At 72.9% G+C, this 23,135-nt stretch carries 15 protein-coding genes; 12 read left to right on the forward strand and 3 right to left on the reverse strand.

The features are described from left to right. Nucleotides 1-2: 2 nt before the first annotated feature. From ispG to WHN02_RS11115, 3 genes are all read left to right on the forward strand, one after another. Entirely contained in the window at nucleotides 3-1,178 is a 1,176-nt protein-coding gene (ispG, locus tag WHN02_RS11105) for a flavodoxin-dependent (E)-4-hydroxy-3-methylbut-2-enyl-diphosphate synthase (protein WP_350895479.1), read from the forward strand. Nucleotides 1,179-1,316: 138 nt separating this feature from the next. Beyond that, the gene (locus WHN02_RS11110) at nucleotides 1,317-2,156 is read left to right on the forward strand and encodes a GNAT family N-acetyltransferase (RefSeq protein WP_350895480.1); all 840 of its coding nucleotides are present in this window, start codon (nucleotides 1,317-1,319) and stop codon (nucleotides 2,154-2,156) included. Nucleotides 2,157-2,266: 110 nt separating this feature from the next. Next, nucleotides 2,267-5,821, forward strand: coding sequence for an ATP-binding cassette domain-containing protein (locus tag WHN02_RS11115; RefSeq protein WP_434743249.1), 3,555 nt, complete (start codon nucleotides 2,267-2,269; stop codon nucleotides 5,819-5,821). Here WHN02_RS11115 and WHN02_RS11120 read toward each other — a convergent pair. Next, nucleotides 5,806-6,477, reverse strand: coding sequence for a DUF998 domain-containing protein (locus WHN02_RS11120; RefSeq protein WP_434743250.1), 672 nt, complete (start codon nucleotides 6,475-6,477; stop codon nucleotides 5,806-5,808). The genes WHN02_RS11115 and WHN02_RS11120 overlap by 16 nt on opposite strands. A gap of 106 nt (nucleotides 6,478-6,583) precedes the next feature. Here WHN02_RS11120 and pcaF point away from each other — a divergent pair, with 106 nt between their 5' ends. From pcaF to WHN02_RS11155, 7 genes are all read left to right on the forward strand, one after another. Beyond that, on the forward strand, nucleotides 6,584-7,789 hold the full coding sequence (gene pcaF, locus WHN02_RS11125; protein ID WP_434743251.1) for a 3-oxoadipyl-CoA thiolase: 1,206 nt from the start codon (nucleotides 6,584-6,586) through the stop codon (nucleotides 7,787-7,789). A 200-nt stretch (nucleotides 7,790-7,989) separates the two neighbouring features. Continuing rightward, the gene (locus WHN02_RS11130; protein WP_434743252.1) at nucleotides 7,990-8,808 is read left to right on the forward strand and encodes an SAM-dependent methyltransferase; all 819 of its coding nucleotides are present in this window, start codon (nucleotides 7,990-7,992) and stop codon (nucleotides 8,806-8,808) included. A 7-nt stretch (nucleotides 8,809-8,815) separates the two neighbouring features. After that, a complete protein-coding gene (locus WHN02_RS11135) occupies nucleotides 8,816-10,975 on the forward strand; it encodes a putative bifunctional diguanylate cyclase/phosphodiesterase (RefSeq protein ID WP_434743910.1) in 2,160 nt (719 codons plus the stop codon). A gap of 168 nt (nucleotides 10,976-11,143) precedes the next feature. Beyond that, a complete protein-coding gene (locus tag WHN02_RS11140; protein WP_434743911.1) occupies nucleotides 11,144-12,430 on the forward strand; it encodes a glutamine synthetase family protein in 1,287 nt (428 codons plus the stop codon). Between the two features lie 82 nt (nucleotides 12,431-12,512). Further along, the gene (locus WHN02_RS11145; RefSeq protein WP_434743253.1) at nucleotides 12,513-13,868 is read left to right on the forward strand and encodes an aldehyde dehydrogenase family protein; all 1,356 of its coding nucleotides are present in this window, start codon (nucleotides 12,513-12,515) and stop codon (nucleotides 13,866-13,868) included. Between the two features lie 44 nt (nucleotides 13,869-13,912). Further along, nucleotides 13,913-14,680: a 3-oxoacyl-ACP reductase gene (locus WHN02_RS11150; protein ID WP_434743254.1), complete on the forward strand. Its 768-nt coding sequence runs from the start codon at nucleotides 13,913-13,915 to the stop codon at nucleotides 14,678-14,680. A gap of 147 nt (nucleotides 14,681-14,827) precedes the next feature. After that, on the forward strand, nucleotides 14,828-18,511 hold the full coding sequence (locus WHN02_RS11155) for a SpoIIE family protein phosphatase (protein ID WP_434743255.1): 3,684 nt from the start codon (nucleotides 14,828-14,830) through the stop codon (nucleotides 18,509-18,511). Between the two features lie 54 nt (nucleotides 18,512-18,565). Here WHN02_RS11155 and WHN02_RS11160 read toward each other — a convergent pair whose 3' ends face one another. Further along, the gene (locus WHN02_RS11160) at nucleotides 18,566-18,880 is read right to left on the reverse strand and encodes an STAS domain-containing protein (protein ID WP_434743256.1); all 315 of its coding nucleotides are present in this window, start codon (nucleotides 18,878-18,880) and stop codon (nucleotides 18,566-18,568) included. 95 nt (nucleotides 18,881-18,975) lie between these two features. On the opposite strand from WHN02_RS11160, the gene map reads away from it, so the two are divergent. Both map and WHN02_RS11170 read left to right on the forward strand, forming a co-directional pair. After that, the gene (gene map, locus WHN02_RS11165) at nucleotides 18,976-19,833 is read left to right on the forward strand and encodes a type I methionyl aminopeptidase (RefSeq protein WP_434743257.1); all 858 of its coding nucleotides are present in this window, start codon (nucleotides 18,976-18,978) and stop codon (nucleotides 19,831-19,833) included. Beyond that, nucleotides 19,830-20,543, forward strand: coding sequence for a VIT1/CCC1 transporter family protein (locus tag WHN02_RS11170; protein WP_434743258.1), 714 nt, complete (start codon nucleotides 19,830-19,832; stop codon nucleotides 20,541-20,543). The genes map and WHN02_RS11170 overlap by 4 nt, the downstream gene beginning before the upstream one ends. Before the next feature lie 15 nt (nucleotides 20,544-20,558). Here WHN02_RS11170 and WHN02_RS11175 read toward each other — a convergent pair whose 3' ends face one another. Further along, nucleotides 20,559-23,018 (reverse strand): low temperature requirement protein A, encoded by a 2,460-nt coding sequence (locus WHN02_RS11175; RefSeq protein ID WP_434743259.1) that lies wholly within the window; start codon nucleotides 23,016-23,018, stop codon nucleotides 20,559-20,561. Nucleotides 23,019-23,135 lie beyond the last annotated feature (117 nt).

The following is a 23,135-nucleotide window of genomic DNA, read 5'->3' on the forward strand; positions in this document are numbered from 1 at the left end:
AAGTGACAGCTGTCAGTCTCGGTATGCCCGCCGTGCCGCCCCCGCCGCTGGCCAAGCGCCGCACCAGCCGCCAGATCATGGTCGGCGACGTTCCGGTGGGCGGTGGCGCCCCGGTCTCGGTGCAGTCGATGACCACCACCCTCACCTCCGACGTCAACGCCACCCTCCAGCAGATCGCCGAGCTGACCGCCGCCGGATGCCAGATCGTCCGGGTGGCGGTGCCCAGCCAGGACGACGTCGAGGCGCTGCCCGCGATCGCCCGCAAGTCGCAGATCCCGGTGATCGCCGACATCCACTTCCAGCCGAAGTACGTCTTCGCGGCCATCGACGCCGGGTGCGCGGCGGTCCGGGTCAACCCGGGCAACATCCGTCAGTTCGACGACAAGGTCGCCGAGATCGCGGCGGCGGCCTCGGCGGCGGGCACCCCGATCCGGATCGGGGTCAACGCCGGGTCCCTGGACAAGCGGCTGCTCGCCAAGTACGGCAAGGCCACCGCCGAGGCGCTCGTCGAGTCGGCCCTGTGGGAGTGCTCGCTCTTCGAGGAGCACGGGTTCCGGGACATCAAGATCTCGGTCAAGCACAACGACCCGGTGGTGATGATCCGGGCGTACCGTCAGCTCGCCGAGGCCTGCGACTATCCCCTGCACCTGGGGGTCACCGAGGCCGGCCCCGCCTTCCAGGGGACCGTCAAGTCGGCGGTCGCCTTCGGGGCGCTCCTGGCCGAGGGGATCGGCGACACGATCAGGGTCTCCCTGTCGGCCCCGCCGGTCGAGGAGATCAAGGTCGGGGCGGCGATCCTGGAGTCCCTCGGGCTGCGCGAACGCGGCCTGGAGATCGTCTCCTGCCCGTCCTGCGGGCGGGCCCAGGTCGACGTCTACAAGCTCGCCGAGGAGGTCACCGCCGGTCTGGAGGGGCTGCCGGTGCCGCTGCGGGTCGCCGTGATGGGCTGCGTCGTCAACGGCCCGGGTGAGGCCCGGGAGGCCGACCTCGGCGTCGCCTCCGGCAACGGCAAGGGTCAGATCTTCGTCAAGGGCAAGGTCGTCAAGACCGTGCCGGAGGCGCAGATCGTGGAGACCCTCATCGAGGAGGCGCTGCGGATCGCCGACGAGATGGGCGCGGAGCTGCCCGAGGAGCTGCGCGACCTGCTCCCCGGCGGGGCCACCGTCACCGTCCACTGACCCGTCACTCATCCCGCAGGCCGTGGCGTCCGACGAACCGGACACCACGGCCTGCGGCGTTTCCCCGGTCGCCGGTCGGCCACCCGCGTCCTGCGGTCGGGCGGCGGCGGACCGGGAACATCTGGCAGGCTGGTGGTCGTGCTGACGGTTCCGGTGCGCCAACTGGGGGAGTCGGAGCGTCGCGCCGTGGAGCGCCTGCTCGACCTCGACCCGTTCGCCGGGGCGCAGGTCGCCGAGCGGATCGCCGCCCGCGGGCTCGCGTGGTGGCGGGCCGAGGGCAGAGTCCTGGGGTACGGTGCCCGCCGCAACCTGGAGGCCATCTGCTGGCTCGGCGGGAACCTCACCCCGGTGCTCGCCTCCGACGCGGCGGTCGCCGCCTTCGCCGACCTGCTCGCCGGGGAGGAGCGACTCTGTTCGTCGATCGTCGGGCGGGCCGACGCCGTCCTCAGCCTGTGGGACCGGCTCGCCACGACCTGGGGGCCACCCCGTGACGTCCGCGCCAACCAGCCGCTCCTGGTCGCCGACGCCCTGCCCGGGGTGGTGCCCGACCCGGAGGTCCGCCCGGTGCGCGCCGGTGAGGTCGACAGGCTCTTTCCGGCGGCGGTGTCGATGTACACCGAGGAGGTGGGCGTCTCCCCGTTGACCGACGACGGGGGGCGCAGCTACCGCCGTCGGGTCAACGAACTGGTCCGGGCCGGGCGGGCGTACGCCCGGTTCGTCGACGGCCAGGTGGTGTTCAAGGCCGAACTGGCGGTGGTGACCCGGCGGACCGCCCAGATCCAGGGGGTCTGGGTGGCCCCGTCGTGGCGGGGTCGGGGGATCGCCACCGCGGCGATGGCGGCGGTGGTCCGCGACGCCCTCCTGCGGGTGGCCCCCACGGTCAGTCTCTACGTCAACGACTTCAACGAACCGGCCCGCCGGGTGTACCAGCGGTGCGGGTTCCGCCCGGTCGGGACCCTGGCCACGGTCCTCTTCTGACGCGACCGATCGAGCGTTGCGCCCCGGTACGGGTGGAAAAATGCGTTGAGCGGGACGTCCCGGACGGGAAGGCTGGGAGGATCGCCACCCCCCTGTCCCGGAGGAACCGCATGCGCCTGCTCCGTGACCTGTGGGTCACCTCCCCCCGTCGGATGGCGGTCGTCGTCGTCCTCATCGTGCTCGGCGCGGCAGGTCAGGCCGCCGCCTCCGCCCTGGCCGGCCCGGTCCTGGTGCACCGCTCCGGAGGGTTGTTCACCCTGCTGGCGGCGGCCCTGGTCGCCCTGGTCCTGACCGACCTGGTCGTCGGGCTGGTGATGGCCGGGTTGACCGCCGACTGGTCCGCCGACGTCCGACGCCGCCTCTGCCGGGTGGCGATGGGGCAGGACCTGCCCACCCTGGAGAACACCCCGGTCGGGGAGCTGCTGGACCGCATCGACGGGGACGTCTACCAGGTCGCTGCCGAGGTCCGGGGTGCCGGCGTACGGCTGACCCAGGCACTCGCCGGTGGGGTGCTCTCCACGGTGGTGGCCTTCGTCGTCTGGTGGCCGGCCGGGATCGGGATGCTGGTGGTCACCGCCGTGCTGGTGGGGGCGCTGCGTCGGCCCACCGCCCGGATCGCCCCGGCCCGGATGGCCGAGGAGGAGGCCTGGTCCGACCTGGCCGCAGTGGTCGAGGAGGCGGTCCACGGTCAGGACGACGTCCGTACCAGCCTGGCCCGTCCGTACGTGCTGAAGGTGTACGCGGGGCGGGCCGCCCGGGTCCTGGAACGGGGGATCCGGGTGTTCCGGCTCACCGGTCAGGTCACCACGATCGCCGGGGCGGTGATGCGGGGCGGGATCGCCGCTGTGGTGCTCGGCGGGTCGTGGGCGCTGTTCACCGACCGGATCGACGGTGCCCGGCTGACCGCCGTCTGGCTCCTCGCCCTCGGGTACGGCGCGACGGTCGAACACGCCAGCCGGCTGGTGCCGCAGATGCAGCAGGCCCTCGGGGCGTGGGCGCGGATCCAACTGCTCGCCGCCGGCGTGCAGGAGCCGACGGGCGGCCTGCCTCCCGTCCCCGGTGACCTGGTCATCAGGGGGCTCACCTACCGCTACCCGTCGGAGGACGCCGGACGGGGACCGGCCCTGCGCGACCTGCACCTGACCTTCGCCCGGGGCCGGTCGTACGCCCTCGTCGGGCGGACCGGGTCCGGCAAGTCCACGCTGGCCAAGGTGCTGTCCCGGGCAGTGGAGGTGCCCGCCGGGACTGTCTTCCTCGGCTCCGTGGACCTTGTCGACCTCGACGTGGAGCAGTTGCGCCGGTTCGTGGCGGTGGTGCCGCAGCGGACCGAGATCCTCGCCGGCACCCTCGCCGAGAACGTGGCCCTGTTCGACAGGGACCTGCTCGACGCCGCCGAACGGGCACTGCACGAACTGGGCCTCGACCCGTGGGTCGCCGAACTGCCTGACGGGGTGCGGACCCGGCTCGGGGAGGGCGGTCACGTCCTGTCCGCCGGGCAGGAGCAGCTCGTCGCGTTCGCCCGGATCCTGGTCCGTGATCCGCACGTGGTGATCCTGGACGAGGCGACCGCCCGACTGGACCCGGTGACCGAGGCCCGGGTGCAGCGGGCCACCGAACGGCTGCTCGCCGACCGGATCGGGATCGTGATCGCCCACCGGCTCTCCTCGGTCCGGCGCTGCGACGAGGTGGTGCTGTTGGCCGACGGTGCGGTGGTCGAGGCCGGGCCGATGGCCGAGTCGCGGCGCTTCGCCGAGCTGCTCGCCACCAGCGACAGCCTCGCCCTCGCCGGGGCGGGCGCCCAGGTCGGAGGCGGTCGGGGTGGGACGGCACCGGTGGTGCCCGAGCCCCGGCCGGAGGGCACGGACCCGGTGGTGGTGGCCCCCCAGCGGCCGGATCAGGTGGTGGCCCCGGAGCGGCCGGACCTGGCGGCGGTGGCCCCGCAGCGGGCGGAACCGGTGCCGAAGGGGACCCCGCCGCCGCTGCCCGGGTCGCCGCCCGCCCGGACCATGCGGGAGATCCTGCGGCTCAGCCGCAACGACCCCCGGTACGGCCTGGTCTCCATCGTCCTGTTCGCGGTGATGACGCTGCTGGGCCTGGACGGGGTGGTGCTGCCCTGGCTCTGGGCCGACGTGGTCGACGGCACCGCCGAACCCTGGCTGCCGGCCCTCGGGATCGTGGCCGCCCTGCTGGTCACCGCGCCGTTGCCGTACTTCACCAACCTGTGGTTCCCGCAGTGGTGGGTCCGGCAGATCCTGCGGATCAACGCCCGGCTGGTGCACGGGCAGACCGGCCCGCGTCGGGTCAGCGCCCACACCCCGGCCGAGGTGGTGGCGCAGGGCGGGGACACCGACCGGGTGGTGCAGATGACCGACAACCTCCTCGACCAGGGCATCGCCGTGGTGATGCTGGTGGGGATGACGGCGGTGACCGGCAGTGTCGTACCGGCGATGTTCTTCCTCGGCACCATGCTCGTCTCGGGGGCGGTCGCCACCGGGTTCGGGCCGATGCTGGAACGGTGCGCGCGGGCGACGGTGACGGCGCGGGCCGCGTTCGCCACCGCCCTGGTCTCCGCCCTCTCCTCGGCCCGGACGGTGAAGCTGGCCGGGGCGACCCGACCGGTGCTCGGTCACCTCGCCGACCTGGACGTCGTCCGCAGCGCCCGGCAACGTCGGGAGATCTCCCTGCAGGTGTGGTCGGCGTCGACCCCGGCGATGGTCAGCGGACTCCTGCCGATCGGCGCGTGGGCGCTCTACCTCGGCGGTGGGCTCTCCGCCGGGGCCACCCTGGTCGCGGTCTCCACCCTCGGGGCGGCCCGGTGGTTCGCCTGGACCACCGCCTCACTGGTCTCCAAGTACCCCTCGGCGCGGGTGTGGACGCGGCGGACGGTGGCGATGACGGGGGTCGGGGCGTACTCGACGGAGGTTCCCGGGCTGGACCTGGTGGCCGGGACCGCCCCGGCACCCGAACCGGCTCCGCGGAGCCCCCTGCGTCGGCTGGAGCTGACCGGGTTCGGCGCTGTCCACGAGGACGGCACGGTGGCCGTCCGCGACGTCGACCTGGCTGTCGAACGGGGTGAGCTGGTCCTGGTCGTGGGGCCGGTGGGGGCGGGCAAGTCGTCGATGCTGCGCGCCCTCGCCGGGATCGTGCACCACACCGGGACCCTGACCTGGAACGGGGAACCGGTCACCGAGCCGGAGGTGTTCCTCCGGCCCAACCAGGTCGGATACGTCGGTCAACTGCCCCGGGTGCTCTCCGGGACGGTGGCCGACAACATCGCCCTCGACCACGGGGTGGACGCCACCGGGGCGGTCACCACCGCCCAGCTCGACCACGACCTGGCCGCCGGTGGCGGGCTCGGCCTGGTGATCGGCCACAAGGGCACCCGGCTCTCCGGGGGACAGCTGCAACGGCTGGCGTTGGCGCGGGCGTTGGCACCGCGTACCGAGTTGTTGATCGCCGACGACGTCTCCTCCGCGCTGGACGTCACCACCGAGCTGGCGCTCTGGGAGGCCCTGCGCGGCCACGGGGTGACAGTGGTCGGGTCGACGTCGAAACGGGCCGCGCTGGTCCGGGCCGACCGGGTGCTCGTGTTGCAGGCCGGGACGGCGGTGGCCCAGGGGACCTGGGCGGAGCTGGAGCCGCGCTGGGGTCACCTCGCGGGGTGACCCCGGCGCGGCGGGGTGTGCCGGGTGGCGGCCCGGGTCACCGCAGTGGCCAGGACCCACCCGGCGGCCAGCGCGATGAACACCCGTTCCAGGACCCCGACCAGGGTGCTCCGCCCGACGACCAGCATCGCCAGGGCCACCGCCCCGGCCATCGGGAGCGCCGCCACGAAGGCTCCCGCCGCCAGCCGACGCAGCCGGGGTGCGGCGTCGGGGCAGACGGCCACCGCCGCCATCGCGAACACCACGAAGGCCGCCGCCGCCACCGCCGCCCCACCGTGCACCAGGTCCGCCACCGTCGGCTCCTCGAACGGGGGAAGCGGACATCCGTCGCTACAGGTCACCGCAGCGGACAGCGCCGTGCAGAGGGCGGCGACGGAGAGGAGCCCGGCGGCCGTACGCAGCGCCGAGGGCAGGGCGACGGCGAGCAGGAGCAGCGCCGTGGCCAGCGCGAACATCCCGGAACCGAAGATCGGGGCGTACGGACTCCCGGGGATGCCGGACTCGCTGACGTACCCGGTCAGACCCGGACCGGGACCGGCGACCACCGCGACGACGATCGCGACCACGCCCCCCACGGTGCCGACGGCGGCCACGGCGGCGGCGACCCGAGCCGTCACCTCCCGTGACGTCCGGGCCCGGGAGGCGGGCGGCACCATGGGCGACAACCTATCCGATCCGTGGTGGATATCCTGGCGCCGGTGTCGACGGTGATCCTGTCGACAGTGAACGCCCCTGCCCCTTCCCACCTGTGAGGGACCCCCGATGACTGTGGCCTACCTGGTGGCCGGTGTCCGCACCCCCTTCGGCCGGTACGGCGGCGCGCTGGCCGGGGTCCGCCCCGACGACCTCGCCGCGCACGTGATCCGGGAACTGGTGACCCGGCACCCGACGGTGGACTGGGACCGGGTCGACGACGTCGTCCTCGGCTGCGCCAACCAGGCCGGCGAGGACAACCGGAACGTGGCCCGGATGGCGGCGCTCCTCGGCGGGCTACCCGAACAGGTCTCCGGCACCACTGTCAACCGGCTCTGCGGGTCGGGTCTCGACGCCCTCGCCGTCGCCGCCAGACAGGTCGTCGCCGGGGAGGCCGACCTCCTCGTCGCCGGTGGGGTGGAGAGCATGAGCCGGGCACCGTTCGTGGTACCGAAGGCGACGGCGGCGTTCTCCCGATCGGCCGAGATGTACGACACCACCATCGGCTGGCGGCTGGTCAACCCGCTGATGGAGCAGGGGTGGGGGACCGACTCGATGCCGGAGACGGCGGAGAACGTCGCCGCCGAGCACGGGGTCGGACGCGCCGACCAGGACGCCTTCGCGTACCGGTCGCAGGTGCGGGCGGCCCGGGCGCAGGCCGACGGCCGGTTCGCCGAGGAGATCGTGCCGGTCCGCGTACCGGCGGGGCGGCGGGAGACCCGGCTCGTCGACGTCGACGAGCATCCCCGGCAGACCTCGATGGAGAAGCTGGCCGCCCTGCCCACCCCGTTCCGGGCCGACGGCACCGTCACCGCCGGCAACTCCTCGGGGGTCAACGACGGGGCCGTCGCCCTCCTGGTGGCCGGTGAGGCGGCGGTGGCCCGGTACGGGCTGACCCCGCTGGCCCGGATCACCGGGGCGGCCGCTGCGGGGGTGCCGCCCCGGGTGATGGGGTTGGGTCCGGTGCCGGCCACCGGCAGGCTCCTGGACCGGCACGGCGTCTCCCTCGCCGAGGTCGACGTGGTCGAGCTGAACGAGGCATTCGCCGCCCAGGCGGTGGCGGTCCTGCGGCAGCTCGGCCTGCCGGAGGACGCCGAACACGTCAACCCCAACGGTGGGGCGATCGCCCTGGGACACCCGCTCGGGGCCAGCGGCGCCCGGTTGGCGTTGACCGCCGCGACGGAGCTGCGCCGCCGGGGCGGTCGGCGGGCGCTGGCGACCATGTGCGTCGGGGTGGGACAGGGCATCTCCCTGCTGCTGGAGTCGGTCGACTGACCCGGCGGGACCGTCCCGGGCGGCCCACCCGGGACGGTCATCGATCCGACACGATCCACCACCTGTCCGGTCGTCTCGCTAAGTCGCCGGTCAGCGGCTTAGAGTGTTCCCACCACACGAGACGCGAGCTTCCGTCGGCTGTCGGCGGGTCGGTGTCCGGCACCGACCCGAGTGGACGCGGAAGGGACTGGGGCGGGGAGATGGACGAACAGGAGGGGCGGGCGGCCGGGATCGACCTGAGCCGGCCCAGCGCAGCCCGGGTGTACGACTACTTCCTCGGCGGGGCGCACAACTTCGAGGTCGACAGGCGGCTCGCCGCGCAGATAGCGGCCATGACCCCGAACCTCGCCGCCACCATGCGGGCCGGACGGGAGTTCCTCCGCCGGGCGGTGCGTACGCTCCTCGACTCCGGTGTGGACCAGTTCCTCGACATCGGCTCCGGGATCCCGACCGTCGGCAACGTCCACGAGGTGGCCCAGGCCGCCGACCCGTCGGCCCGGATCGTCTACGTCGACATCGACCCGGTCGCCGTGTCCCACAGCAGGGAGCTGCTCGCCGGCAACGAGTTGACCGCGGTTCTCCACGCTGACCTGCGGGAACCCGACCGGATCCTGGCCGGGGCCCGGGAGTCGGGGCTGATCGACCTCACCCGTCCGGTGGGTGTCCTCCTCGCCGGGGTGGTCCACTTCGTCCCCGACGCGGACCGCCCCGCAGACCTGCTCGCCACCCTCCGGGCCGCCGTCGCACCGGGCAGCTTCCTGGTGGTCTCACACTCCACCTTCGAGGACCAGCCACCGGAGATGCTCGACGCGCAGCGGCTCTCCGCGCGTACCGACACCGAGATCACCCTGCGCTCCCGGGCGGAGATCACCGGGTTCTTCGGTGACTGGACGATCCTGGAACCCGGGGCGGTGCACATGCCCCTGTGGCGGCCGGACCTTCCGCCCGACCCGGACGAGCGACCGGAGCGGTTCGGTGCGTTCGGCGGGGTCGCCCGGTACGACCACCCCGGCGGCTGACCCCGCGATGGGTGCCGAGCCGACCACCGGCGGGGAGACCGCCGACCTGACAGGTGCCCAGGAGTACGCCGCCGAGTGGGCGCGTCACCTGCGTCGCCTCGGCTTCGTGCCGCTGGACCCGGTGGAGGCCGAGCGGCTGTTGCTCGTCCACACGGTCCGGTTGGCGCAGGCGCTGCTCGCCTCCGACTTCACCGCCCGGCCCGCGCAGGACGTGGGTCGTGCCCTGGTGGAGGCCCACCTGACCGAACCGCAGATGCTCGACTGGTCGGTGCGTACCCTCGGTGTGTCGTTCTGTGCCCGGGTCGTGCCCGGACGGGTCGACCACCCGGACACCCCGGCCCGGGTCGCGGCGTTGCAGGCGGCGTTCGCCGCCGGGTTCGCGCGGGCGCTGCGCGACCGGACCTTCGCCCAGCAGGAACGGATCGCCCGCTCCGCCTGGCAGGCCCGGGACCAGATCGAGCGGGCGCTGCGCGACAGCGAGGCCCGGTTCCGGGCGGTGTTCGTCGGAGCGGCGATCGGCGTCGGTGTGGCCGGTGTCGACGGCCGGATCGTCGAGGTCAACCAGGCCTTCGCCGACCTGCTCGGGTACACCCCCGACGAACTGCGCGAGTTCAACGTGGCCGAGCTGACCCATCCCGACGACGCCGCCGGGATGTGGGAGTTGTACCAGGAGCTGGTCGAGGGCAGGCGGGACTGCGCCCGGGTGGAGAAGCGCTACTTCCGCAAGGACGGCACCGCCGTCTGGACCGACCTCGCGGTCTCCCTGGTCCGGCACGCAGACGGCCGCCCCCGGTTCACGGTCGCGATGGTCCAGGACATCACCGAGCGGCACGCGCTCCAGCAGCGGCTCCGGTTCCAGGCCGAGCACGACCCGCTCACCGGCCTGCCGAACCGGACCCTGTTCTTCCACCGGCTGAACGCGTTGTTCGCCGCCGCCGACCCGCAGCAGCGGATCGGTGTCTGCTTCCTCGACCTCGACGGGTTCAAGGCGGTCAACGACCGCCTCGGTCACCACCACGGCGACCTGCTGCTGGGGGTGATCGCCGACCGGCTCGCCGACTGCGTCTCCGGGCTGGGGCACCTGGTGGCCCGGATGGGCGGGGACGAGTTCGTCATCCTCGTCGACGGCGGTGCCGGTCTCGACGAGGTGGTGGCGGTCGCCGAGAAGGTCCTGGCCGCCGTGGCGGCCCCGGTCGACGTGGGTGACCACCAGCTCACCGTCTCGGCCAGCATCGGTGTGGTGGACTCCCCCGTGGGGCAGACCAGCGCCGCCGAGCTGATGAAGGCCGCCGACACCACCCTCTACTGGGCCAAGGGGGAGGGGCGGGGCCGGTGGGCGGTGTTCGACCCGGAGCGCAGCGCCCGTGACCAGGCCCGGTCGGCGCTCAGCGCCGGGCTCCCGGCGGCCCTGGACCGGGGCGAGTTCGTGGTCCACTACCAGCCGATCGTGTCGCTCGTCGACGGCACGATGTCCGCCGTCGAGGCGCTGGTCCGGTGGGTCCACCCCGAGCTGGGACTGGTCGGGCCGGACCGGTTCATCGGGCTCGCCGAGGAGAGCGGCCTGATCGTCCGGCTCGGCGAGTGGGTCCTCGGCCAGGCGTGCCGGGACGCCGAGCGGTGGCGGCGGGAGTTCCCCGACGCCCGGCTGGTGGTGAGCGTCAACGTGGCCGCCCGACAGGTCGACGACCCGTCGCTGGTGGACGTCGTCGCGGAGACCCTGCGCCGGACCGGACTCCCCGCCGAACTGCTGCAACTGGAACTCACCGAGAGCGCCGCGACGGGCGGCCCCGGGGAGCCGCTGCGGGCGCTGCACCGCCTCGCCGGGCTGGGCGTACGGCTGGCGATCGACGACTTCGGGACCGGCTACTCCAGCCTGGCGTACCTGCGTCGGCTGCCGATCCACGCCCTCAAGCTCGCCGCGCCGTTCGTGGAGGGCATCCGGGCCGACGACCCGACCAACGGGCACCGCGACGAGCGGATCGTGGACGCGCTGGTCCGGTTGGCCCACGCCCTGGAGCTGCGGGTCACCGCCGAGGCGGTGGAGACCGTCGAACAGGTCGAACGGCTCCGGGCGCTGCGCTGCGACACCGGTCAGGGTCGGTTGCTCGGCCCGCCGGTCCCCGCCGACGGGATCAGCGCCCGGCTCCGGGGCACCCCGCCCGCCTGACCCGCCCGGGACACCGGGTGTCGATCGCGTGGGCGTGCGGCGGGTGGGGTCGGTGCCTAGCATGAGGCGGACGGGCGAACAGGTGGGGGTGCCGGGTTGAGTGCGTTCACGGTGGAGGAGCTGCGCGCCGCAGTGAGCACCGGCGAGGTCGACACGGTGGTGTTGGCCATGGTCGACATGCAGGGCCGGTTGCAGGGGAAACGCTTCCACGCCCCGTTCTTCCTCGACCAGGTGGTCGAGCACGGCAGTGAGGGCTGCGACTACCTGCTCGCTGTGGACGTCGACATGAACACCGTGGACGGGTACGCGATGTCGAGCTGGGAGCGGGGCTACGGCGACCTGGCGATGCGTCCCGACCTGGACACCCTGCGCCGGATCCCGTGGCAGCCGGGCACCGCCCTGGTCCTGGCCGACGTCGAGTGGCCGGGCGGGGGCGGTCCGGTGCCCGCCTCACCCCGACAGATCCTGCGCCGCCAGCTCGACAGGCTCGCCGAGCACGGGCTGAGCGCGTACGCCGGGACCGAGCTGGAGTTCGTCCTCTTCGACGACTCGTACGAGCAGGCCCGGCGGCGCGGCTACCGCGACCTGACCCCGGCCACCGGGCACAACGTCGACTACACCCTGCTCGACACCGCCGGGGTGGAGCCCCTGCTGCGCCGCATCCGCAACGAGATGGCCGGTGCCGGACTGACCCCGGAGAGCGCCAAGGGCGAGTGCAACCTCGGCCAGTACGAGATCGCGTTCCGCTACGACGCCGCGCTCACCTGCGCCGACCACCACGTGGTCTACAAGAACGGGGCGAAGGAGATCGCCGCCCAGGAGGGCAGGTCGCTCACCTTCATGGCGAAGCCGAACGCCCGGGAGGGCAACTCCTGCCACATCCACTTCTCCCTGCGCGACGAGTCTGGTGCCTCGGCGATGCTCGGCGACGGACCGGCCCACCTCGGCGTCACCGGGCAGCGGGTCCTGGCCGGGCTGCTCGCCACCATGCGGGAGTTGAGCCTCTTCTCCGCCCCCAACGTCAACTCCTACAAGCGGTACCAGCCGGGTTCGTTCGCCCCGACCGTCCTGCGGTGGGGCGTCGACAACCGCACCTGCGCACTGCGGGTGGTCGGACACGGGCAGGGCCTGCGGGTGGAGAACCGGGTGCCCGGGGCCGACGTCAACCCGTACCTGGCGATAGCGGGGTTGATCGCCGGTGCGCTGCACGGGATCGAGCAGGAGCTGGAGCTGCCCGACGAGTGCGCAGGCAACGCGTACGACGACTCGACAGCCGACCGGGTGCCCGCCACGTTGCGGGAGGCGGCGACGGCGTGGGAGTCCTCGGCGGTGGCCCGGGACGCCTTCGGCGCCGACGTGGTGGCCCACTACGCCAACCAGGCCGCCGTGGAACTGACCGCCTTCGACGCCGCCGTCACCGACTGGGAGCTGGCCCGTGGCTTCGAGCGACTCTGAACCGGGCGGCTCCGCATCCGGTCGTTCCGGTCCGGGCGGTTCCGTATCCGGTCGTTGCGGACCGGGCGGTGACGAGGGTGGGGTGACCCGGGTCCGCAACCCGGCGACCGGTGAGGTCGTCGACCTGGTGCCGGAGACCACTGTGGCCCAGGCCGACGCGGCGATCGGGCGGGCGGCGGCCGCGAGCGAGTCGTGGCGGGCGGTGGACCCGGCCGACCGGGCACGGCTGCTGCGTCGGTTCGCCGCTGTGGTCGACGCGCACCTGGAGGAGTTGGCCCAGGTGGAGGTCCGTACCGCCGGGCACACCGTCGGCAACGCCCGCTGGGAGGCGGGCAACGTCCGCGACGTCCTCGACTACTACGCCGGTGCTCCGCAGCGGTTGACAGGTCGGCAGATCCCGGTGGCGGGCGGACTGGACGTCACCTTCCACGAGCCGCTCGGCGTGGTCGGGGTGATTGTGCCGTGGAACTTCCCGATGCCCGTGGCGGCCTGGGGGTTCGCCCCCGCCCTGGCGGCCGGGAACACGGTCGTCTGCAAACCGGCGGAGCTGACGCCGCTGACCGCGCTGCGCCTGGCCGAACTGGGCCGGGAGGCCGGGCTCCCGCAGGACGTGTTCACAGTCCTGCCCGGCCGGGGCGACGTGGTGGGCGAGCGGTTCGTCACCCACCCGGCGGTCCGCAAGATCTGCTTCACCGGGTCCACCGAGGTCGGCACCCGGATCATGGCCGGTGCCGCCGCCGGGGTGAAACGCCTCACCCTGGAGTTGGGCGGCAAGAGCGCCAACGTCATCTTCGCCGACGCGGACCTGGAGAAGGCGGCGGCGACAGCGCCGTACGCCGTCTTCGACAACGCGGGCCAGGACTGCTGTGCCCGGTCCCGGATCCTGGTCCAGCGGTCCGTGTACGACCGGTTCCTGGAACTCCTGGAGCCTGCGGTACGCGCCCTGCGGGTGGAGGACCCGGCCCGGGAGAGCGCCGAGATGGGGCCGTTGATCTCCGCCGGTCAGCGGGACCGGGTCGCCGGGTACGTCGACGGTGCCCGGATCGCCTTCACCGGCTCCCGCCCCGACGGCCCCGGATTCTGGTACGCCCCGACGGTCCTGCTCGCCGACTCGCCCGCCGACCGACACTGGCGGGAGGAGATCTTCGGCCCGGTGGTGTCGGTCCTCCCCTTCGACGACGAGGCGGAGGCGATCCGGCTCGCCAACGGCACCGAGTACGGCCTCTCCGGCTCGATCTGGACCCGGGACGTCGGCCGGGCGCTGCGGGTGGCCCGGGCGGTGGAGGCCGGGAACCTGAGCGTCAACTCGCACTCCTCGGTGCGCTACTGGACCCCGTTCGGTGGGATGAAACGGTCCGGACTGGGCCGGGAACTCGGCCCGGACGCGTTGCACGCGTTCACCGACGTCAAGAACGTCTTCGTCGCCACCGACGACTGACACGACAGGCCGACGGGGATGACCGACGAGTGAGCGGAGGACCGGTGCACTGTCGTTTGCAGGATCGGGTGGCGGTGGTCACCGGCGCGGCCAGCGGGATCGGGTTGGCCACCGTCCGTCGGTTCGCCGCCGAGGGCGCCCGGGTGGTCTGTGTGGACGTCGACGCCGAGGCGGGTCGGCGGGCCGCCGAGGAGGTCGGCGGGGAGTTCGTCGCGGCCGACGTCTCCGACGAGACGGCGGTCCGGGACCTCTTCGACGGGGTGGCGCAGCGGTACGGCCGCATCGACGTGGCGTTCAACAACGCCGGCATCTCCCCGCCGGAGGACGACTCGATCCTCGACACCGGCCTGGAGGCCTGGGAACGGGTGCTGCGGGTGAACACCACCAGCGTCTACCTGTGCTGCCGGTACGTCCTGCCGCACATGCGGCGGCAGGGGAGTGGCTCGATCATCAACACCGCCTCGTTCGTCGCCCTGATGGGGGCGGCCACCTCGCAGATCGCGTACACGGCGAGCAAGGGCGGGGTCCTGGCGCTGACCCGGGAGTTGGGTGTGCAGTTCGCCCGGGAGGGCATCCGGGTCAACGCGCTCTGCCCCGGGCCGATCGCCACGCCGTTGCTCACCGAACTGTTCGCCGCCGACCCGGACCGGGCCGCCCGCCGCCTGGTGCACGTCCCGATGGGTCGGTTCGGGCGGCCGGAGGAGATCGCCGCCGCGGTGGCCTTCCTGGCCAGCGACGACGCGTCGTTCATGACGGCGGCGCAGTTCGTCGTCGACGGCGGGATCACCGGGGCGTACGTCACCCCGCTGTAGCCGCCCGCGCCCCGCGTCGACGGCAGGGTGTGCGGTGATCAGCGTTCGCCGTGTCGATCGCGTTACGTCGCTGGTCCGCCTGGGTACAGGGTCCGGCACGGCCGGCGGTACGTCGTGTCGCGGAATCGGCCGGAGCGGGGAGGTCGCATGGGCTCGGCCCAGGGGGGCGAGAACGGGCAGCAGCGGCCCGTACTGCCGCCGTGGCTCGCCGCCGCCGTCGTCGGCGGGGGCGAGATGGGTCGTCGGCTCGGCGGGCACGACTGGACCCGTACCGATCTCGGCCCGCCCGGCGGGTGGCCCACCGCACTCAGCCACGCGGTCAGCCTCATGCTCTCCTCCGCCGCCCCCATCGTGATCTTCTGGGGCGACGACCATCTCGCCTTCTACAACGACGCGTACCTGCCCACCATCGGCGACAAGCACCCGGCGGCGATCGGCCGTCCGGCCCGGGAACACTGGTCCGAGACGTGGCACGTCCTCGCCCCGCTCCTGGAACGGGTACGCCGCACCGGGGAGTCGTACCAGGCCCGGGACCACCCCTTCGTGCTCGACCGGCACGGGTTCCTGGAGGACGTCCACTTCGACATCACCTACGACCCGCTGCGCGCCGTGGACGACGACGGCGCGGTGGGCGGGGTGCTGTGCCTGGTCAACGAGACCACCGCCCGGGTGGTGGGGGAGCGTCGGCTGCGCGTCCTCGCCGAACTGGGCACGGGACTGGCCGGCGCGGCCGGTGGGGCCAACGACCTGGGGACGATCGTGGCCGACGTGCTCGACCGGCACCGGACGGACGTACCCCTCGGGTTGTTGTGCCTGCCCGACGGCGACCGACCGGCGGTCGCCGGGGTGTGGGGGGTGGACGCGGCGGGCCTGCGGGCCGATCCGGCGCAGCTGGTCGCCGCCGCCGGTCCGGCCCCGGTGACGGTGCCCGTCGCCGACCTGGTCGAGAGCCCGGGGCCGGACGTCGTGGAGCAGGCGCTGATCCTGCCGGTCACGGTGACCGACGAGCCGGTCGGCGCCCTGGTGGTCGGGGTGTCCCGCCGGGTGGCCTTCGGGGACGAGTACCGCGCCTTCCTCGACCTGGTGGCCGCACAGATCTCCGGCGCGGTGAGCCGACAGCTGGCGTACGAGCAGGAACGCGTCCGCGCCGCGGAGCTGGCCGCGCTGGACCGTGCCAAGACCAACTTCTTCGCCAACGTCAGCCACGAGTTCCGGACCCCGTTGACCCTGGTGCTCGGCCCGGTGGAGGAGATGCTCGCCGACACCACCCTCGACCGGGCCCACACCGAGCGGCTGACCGTCCTGCACCGCAACGCGCTACGGCTGCTCAAGCTGGTGAACACGGTCCTCGACTTCTCCCGGCTGGAGTCCGGCCGCCGCACCGCCCACTACCAGCCGACCGATCTGGCCGACTACACCACCCGGCTGGTCAGCACGTTCCGTTCGGCTGTGGAACGCGCCGGACTGCGGCTGGTGGTGGAGTACGGCCGATTGCCCGCGCTGGTCCACGTGGACCGGGAGATGTGGGAGAAGGTCGTGTTCAACCTGCTGTCGAACGCTGTGAAGTTCACCTTCGACGGCGAGATCCGGGTCCGGATCGGCGACGGCGACGGCATGGTCCACCTCCGCGTCACCGACACCGGTGTGGGGATCGCCCCCGACGAGTTGCCCCACGTCTTCGACCGTTTCCACCGGGTGTCCGGGGCGCGGGCCCGTACCCACGAGGGGACCGGGATCGGGCTCGCCCTGGTCAAGGAGCTCGTCGAGATGCACGGCGGGCGGGTCGAGGTGCGGAGCCGACCCGACGAGGGGAGCACCTTCACCGTCACGGTGCCCTTCGGCACCGCCCACCTCCCCCCGGACCGGGTCGTCGAGACCGCGTCGCCCCTGCCCGACGAGCCCGAGCAGGCGCGGCTCTGGATGGCCGAGATCCCGCTCTGGGCGGGCCTCGGGGACCGCCCCGCCCCGGGGTCGACAGTCGACCCACAGGCCCGTTCGGCGACGGGGACCCCGGCGGTGTCGCCCCGCCCCGGGGGCCGGATCCTGCTCGTCGACGACAACGCCGACCTGCGTGACCACGTCACCCGACTGCTGCACCCCTCCTGGGAGGTGGTCGCCGTGGCCGACGGGGTGGAGGCGCTGGCGCTCGCCGTCGACACCCCCTTCGACCTGGTGCTCACCGACGTGATGATGCCCCGGCTGGACGGGTTCGGGCTGGTCACCACGTTGCGGGCCGATCCCCGTACCCGGCACGTGCCGATCGTCCTGCTCTCCGCCCGGGCCGGGCCCGCCGACGCCGTCGCCGGGCTCTCGGTCGGCGCGGACGACTACCTGACCAAGCCCTTCTCCGGGCAGGAACTGATCGCCCGGGTCCGGGCCAACGTGGAGCTGGGGCAGCTGCGCGGCCAGATCATCCGTCGGCTCCGGGGGCTGGCCGACGCGGCGGTCGCGGTGAACACCGCCCGCTCCACCAACGACGTGCTCCAGGTCGCCGCCGGACACGCGCTCACCCTCGCCGAGGCCGCCCGGGTCACCATCACCGCCGACGAGGTCCGGTACGAGGCGGACAGCGGGGCCACCGGCACCGGACCCCCCACCGTCGTGCCGCTCACCGGCACCACCGACGAGCCGCTGGGTGAACTGCGGGTGTGGCACCGCGACGGCGAGCGGACCGACACCGAACGGGCGACCCTGACGGAGCTGGCCCGGCTGATCGGGGTGCGCCTGGAGAACGCCCAGCTGTACGAGGCGGAGCACCACATCGCCACCACCCTCCAGCACAGTCTGCTGCCCCGGTCGCTGCCGAAGCTGCCCGGTGCGGTGATCGCCGGCCGTTACCTGGCCGGCACCGCCGACGTCGAGGTGGGAGGCGACTGGTACGACGTGATCGGCCTGGACGACGACTCGTCGGTGCTGGTCATCGGGGACGTGGTCGGCAAGGGCGTACGCGCTGCCGCCGCCATGGGGCAGCTGCGCAACGCGCTGCGGGCGTACCTGCTGGAGGGTTTCGACCCGGGGGAGGCGCTGACCCGGTTGAACCGGTTGGTGGGCTCCGCCGAACACCGGTCGTTCGCGACGGTGGTCTGTCTGTGGTTCTGTTCCCGCACCGGCCGCCTGCGGTACGCCAGCGCCGGGCATCCGTCACCGCTGTTGATCCGAGGAGACGACGTGGTGTTCCTGCACGATCGGGCGCTCGGTCCTCCGGTGGGGGCGATCCCCGGGACGCAGTACCGGACCGCCGAGGGGGAGCTGCCCTCCGGTGCCCGGCTGCTGCTGTTCACCGACGGGCTGATCGAGGACCGGGAGATCGGCATCGACGCCGCGTTGGCGCAGCTGCGGGCGGAGGTGGCCGGGGACGCCGAGCACGTCGCCGATCTGGTCGACCGGGTCGTCGACCGGGTGGGGACCCGCCGTCGCCGTGACGACGTGGCGGTGCTCGCCCTGGAGGCGACCGACGTCGACAGGTTCACCCTGCGGCTGCCGGCCGACCCGACCCGGCTCAGTGTGCTCCGCAAGCGGCTGGAGGACTTCCTCAGCGGGCACGCGGTGAGCGAGACCGACCTGTTCGACCTGACCGTGGCGATCTCCGAGGCCGCCGCGAACGCCATCGAACACCCGGTCGAGCCCCGGGAGGCGATGATCTACGTCGAGGTGACGGTCGTCGACCGGACGGTGGTGGCGACCGTCCGCGACACCGGGCGGTGGCGGGAGTCGACGGGTTCCGGGTTCCGGGGCCGGGGGCTGTCCCTGATCGAGGCGCTCGGTGACCTGTCGGTCCGGCACACCGAGGGCGGTACGGAGCTGACCCTGCGCCGTCGGCTCCAGCCCTGACCGGTCCGGCGCGGCGGCCCCCGGCGTCGCCGGTCTCCGATCAGGTCTGGCGGGTCAGACCGGGCGGAGCCAGTCCTGGTCGCCGAGCCCGGAGATCTCCAGCACCCGGGCCACCTGACGGGACGGGTGGACGGTGAGCGCCCCCGGGAACCGCCGTCCGAGGTGGAGCACCGCGTGGATCGCCGCCGAGTCGAAGAAGGTCACCGCCCGCAGGTCGAGGGTGATCCGACGGGCCGGTTCCCGCAGCGCGGTCTGCAACATCGTGTCGGCGGTGGCCATGTCGAGCTCGCCCGTCACCACCACGCGGAGATGGCCGTCGTCGATGCCGGCGGTGGCGGAGAAGACGGGTGTCGATCTCCCTTGATCCACGCTCACACCCTGACACAGCGGAGTGGACGCGGCAAGGATCCGGCCCCGCCGGGCGGTGACGCGGGTCACCCGGTCGGCGGGGATAGGCTTGCGGCATGAACGTCCGTGCGCCGCTGACCCCTGGCACGCTCTCCCCGTGGCGAGCGGTACCCGCCCACATCGTCCGCCCCGAGTACGTGGGTCGCAAGAGCCCCCGGGAGTACCGCGGTTCGCACGTCCAGACCCCGGAGACGATCGAGCGGATGCGGGTCGCCGGGAGGCTCGCCGCCCAGGCCACCCAGCTCGCCGGTACGCACTGCAAGCCCGGGGTCACCACCGACGAGATCGACCGGGTGGTGCACGAGTTCCTCTGCGACAACGGCGCCTATCCGTCGACGCTGGGCTACAAGGGCTACCCGAAGTCCTGCTGCACCAGCATCAACGAGGTGATCTGCCACGGCATCCCGGACTCCACCGTGCTCGTCGACGGCGACATCGTCAACGTCGACGTCACCGCGTACATCGACGGGGTGCACGGGGACACCGACGCGACCTTCTGCGTCGGTGAGGTGAGCGAGGAGGCCCGGCTCCTGGTCGAGCGCACCCACGAGGCGATGATGCGGGGCATCAAGGCGGTCGCCCCGGGGCGGCAGATCAACGTCGTCGGCCGGGTCATCGAGTCGTACGCCAAGCGGTTCGGCTACGGGGTGGTCCGCGACTTCACCGGTCACGGCATCGGGGAGGCCTTCCACAGTGGTCTGTACGTGCCGCACTACGACAGCCCCCGTCCCACCGAGGTGATGGAACCGGGGATGACCTTCACCATCGAGCCGATGATCACCCTCGGCACCTACCAGCACGACATGTGGGACGACGGCTGGACGGTGGTCACCAAGGACCGCCGGTGGACCGCCCAGTTCGAGCACACCATCGTCGTGACCGACAGCGGCCACGAGATCCTCACCCTCCCGTGACGGACCAGCCTGCCGCGCTGCGGGAGGGGCACCACGCGGACGTCTCGGGTGGCCGGCTCCGACCGGCCGTGTTCGGTGCGATGGACGGTCTGGTCACCAACATCGCGCTGATCGCCGGGGTGGGCGGCGGTGGCGTCTCCGCGAACAGCATCGTCCTCACCGGCACCGCCGGTCTGGTCGCCGGGGCCATCTCGATGGCGCTGGGCGAGTACACGAGCGTCAGGTCGGCCAACGAGCAGGTCGCCGCCGAGGTGGCGAAGGAACGGCGCGAGCTGGAGCGGCACCCGCAGGCGGAGGCCCGCGAACTGGCCGAGGTGTGGGTGGGCCGGGGGCTGCCGAGGAACCTCGCCATGGAGGTCGCCGAGACGCTCGCCCGCCGCCCCGAGGAGGCCCTCCGGGTGCACGTCCGGGAGGAGCTGGGAGTCGACCCGGACGACCAGCCCAGCCCCTGGACGGCGGCGATCTCGTCGTTCCTGTTCTTCTCCGTCGGGGCGCTGCTGCCGTTGCTGCCCTACCTGCTGGGGTTCACCAGCCTGTGGCTGGCCCTCGCCGTCGGCGGTGTCGGGCTGTTCGTCGCGGGGGCGGTCGTCGCCCGGTTCACCGGCCGGTCCTGGCTGCTCAGCGGGCTGCGGCAGCTGCTGCTCGGCGCGGCGGCCGCTGCGGCCACCTACCTGGTCGGGACGATGATCGGGGTGCAGGGCGGCCTGTGACGACGCGCCCGGTGCTCACCCGGCGGCGGTCGTCGGGCGGGCCCGCAGGCGCCGCCGCTCCCGCCCGGTGAACGTCTCCACGACGGTGAACAGCAACCCGGTGAGGCTCAGCAGGGCCAGGTCCACCAGTTCCGGCAGCGGATAGGTCACCAACGCCAACCCCAGCACCGTCACCACCCAGCCCACCCGGTACCGGCTGACCTGTCGGCAGCTGCGCCACCAGAAGAGCTGGTTGGCCACCAGGAAGATCGCCACCCCGCCGTAGAGGGCGACGTGACCCAGCAGGGTCGAGTCGTACGGGTCGCTGCTGAGGACCATCAGGTTGGTGCGCAGACCGAAGGCGTACACCAGGAGCCCACAGACCATCGGGAAGTGCAGGTAGACGTACGCGTCGCGGGCCAGGGCGGCGCGGTCGCCCCCCTTCCTGCGGCGCATGCTCCGTTGGGTCACGATCACGTCTGTGTCGAAGTACGCCCACCAGAGCGCGGCGAGCCCGAGCGCACTCAGGGCGACGGCGGCCAGGACCCCCGCCGACAACTCCTGCCAGTCGACGGAGAGACCGATGGCGACGATCACCTGGCCGAAGGCGATGAGCATGATCAGCTCGAACCGTTCGGTCCAGTGCTCGATCGAGTTCATCTGCCACGACACCGGCCCGGGTTGGTAGTTGCCCACCATCTCGGTGGCCAGGGCACCGGCCCACAGGGCGGTGACGATCGTGGCGGTCGCGGCGGTGTCGGGCCGGTCGCCCACCACGGCGGCCCCGCCCAGCAGCGCCCCGGCGACGATCATCGTGACGACCGTACGGCGGAACACCCGTGGGTCGATGCCCCCTCGCCAGCACAGCAGGGCCACCAGGAGCAGCCGGATGGCGACGTAGCAGACCGCCACGACGACCGACCCGGGCAGCCCGCCCGGGATCGTGGTGAAGGTCTGCGGCAGGGCGATCCCCAGGACCAGGGCGATGCCGAGGATCGTGAGCAGCGTGATCCGCAGGAAGCTCGCCTCGGAGCGGACGCTGTTGGTCACCGAGGAGTACGTGCACCACGCCCACCAGACCAGGCCGAGGACCAGCAGCGCCCGGAACATCCCGTGCCAGGTCCCCTCCCGGCCCATCAGGACGACGACCTGGATGAAGACGAACACGAACACCAGGTCGACGAAGAGTTCCTTCGGGGTGGCCCCGGCCTCCCCGGCGAGGCTCTCGTCGGCGAGCTCGTGCAGTACACGGTGCCGCTGTCGGAACACCGTCTGGTCCGCGACCACCATCACCGTCATCGTCAGGGTGAGCAGGGCCAACGAGCCCAACGGTGGAGTCAGCGCGGCCAGGGGCAGGACCAGCAGGGTGGCGGCGGCCCCGAGCAGCGGCCCCCGTCCCCAGATTCTGAGCACCCGCCGTTGGAACCCGACGAGTCCGACCAGGTACAGCAGCACACCGCCGAACAGGACCAGTGCCCCGATGCCCCGCCACGGGTGGACGTCCTCGGCGGCGGTGGTCCGTACCGACTGTTTGAGACCCATCGCGAGCAGGATCAACCCGCTGATCATCGGAAGGTGCCACAGACTGTAGGCGTCCCGGCCGGTGAGGGTCTGCTCGACCGGGCCGGCGTCGTGCAGGGCGCGTTCGGCCACCGGCTTGGCCACGTCGAAGTACGACCACCAGAGGATCGCCACGACCACCATGCCGAGCATCGACGCGGCGATCACCGGGACGGTGATCCGGGCGGTCCCCTCGAACCCCAGGCTGGTGCCGACGGAGATGATCGTCTCGCCGAGGGCGACGAGGATGATCAGGGCGTGCCGGTCCGTCCAGTGCCGGACCGAGTGGATCCGCCGGGAGCGCCCGTTGATCGCCCGGAGGGTGCCGAAGTCGCTCGTCACCGCCGCCGTGACCAACACCAGCCGGACCAGGTCGGGGTCCACGCCCTCCGGCAGGCGCGGCGGCACCAGCGCACCGGCCAGCAGGAACAGGCTCGCGCAGACCAGCGGCGTCCACAGCCGCCCGATGGAGACCCGTTCCCGCTCGGTACGGCGGATCACCGCACCGAACAACAGTTGGGCGGTGCCGCGTACCAGGATGAAGCCCACAGCGATGACCAACGGCCCGGTGAGCAGCCCCGGCTCGTCGGTGAAGGCCGTCGGGACGGTGACCGCCATCAACAGGACCACCACGCAGAGCCCGCAGACGACGGGGGTCATGATCCCCTGGTCCATCCGGACCGTGTTCCCCAGCCAGCTGCAGGAGGTCCAGGCCCGCCACAGCAGCAGCACCAGGAGGGTCCCCTGGTAGAGCCCGGTCAGGCTGAAGTCGGCCGCCATCAGGCGGCTCACCTCGAGGAAGGCGTAGACGAAGAACAGGTCGAAGAAGAGTTCCACCCGGGTGACAGCGGTCCCGTCGTCACCCGCGTGGACCCGCCCGCGCAACAGGCCAGGGGTCCCCGTCCCGGCGGCGGCCGGTCCGCCCCCGTCGACCATGGAATCCACTCTGCCAACGTCGGTTCCGTTCCGGGGCGGATCCGACGATTCCCGACGCGGCGCACCCCGGCTGGTCCGGCGGCTCCCGGGCCGGCCTCGATCGGCCCTCTGCCGGGT

Source organism: Micromonospora sp. SH-82, assembly GCF_051132485.1.
Classification (GTDB): Bacteria; Actinomycetota; Actinomycetes; order Mycobacteriales; family Micromonosporaceae; genus Micromonospora.

What these genes read in the sequence shown, in the direction of transcription:
- WHN02_RS11115 (WP_434743249.1), top strand. Translation starts at nt 2,267, where the DNA reads ATGCGCCTGCTCCGTGACCTGTGGGTCACCTCCCCCCGTCGGATGGCG.
- WHN02_RS11120 (WP_434743250.1), bottom strand. Translation starts at nt 6,477, where the DNA reads ATGGTGCCGCCCGCCTCCCGGGCCCGGACGTCACGGGAGGTGACGGCT.
- pcaF (WP_434743251.1), top strand. Translation starts at nt 6,584, where the DNA reads ATGACTGTGGCCTACCTGGTGGCCGGTGTCCGCACCCCCTTCGGCCGG.
- WHN02_RS11130 (WP_434743252.1), top strand. Translation starts at nt 7,990, where the DNA reads ATGGACGAACAGGAGGGGCGGGCGGCCGGGATCGACCTGAGCCGGCCC.
- WHN02_RS11135 (WP_434743910.1), top strand. Translation starts at nt 8,816, where the DNA reads ATGGGTGCCGAGCCGACCACCGGCGGGGAGACCGCCGACCTGACAGGT.
- WHN02_RS11140 (WP_434743911.1), top strand. Translation starts at nt 11,144, where the DNA reads ATGGTCGACATGCAGGGCCGGTTGCAGGGGAAACGCTTCCACGCCCCG.
- WHN02_RS11155 (WP_434743255.1), top strand. Translation starts at nt 14,828, where the DNA reads ATGGGCTCGGCCCAGGGGGGCGAGAACGGGCAGCAGCGGCCCGTACTG.
- map (WP_434743257.1), top strand. Translation starts at nt 18,976, where the DNA reads ATGAACGTCCGTGCGCCGCTGACCCCTGGCACGCTCTCCCCGTGGCGA.
- WHN02_RS11175 (WP_434743259.1), bottom strand. Translation starts at nt 23,018, where the DNA reads ATGGTCGACGGGGGCGGACCGGCCGCCGCCGGGACGGGGACCCCTGGC.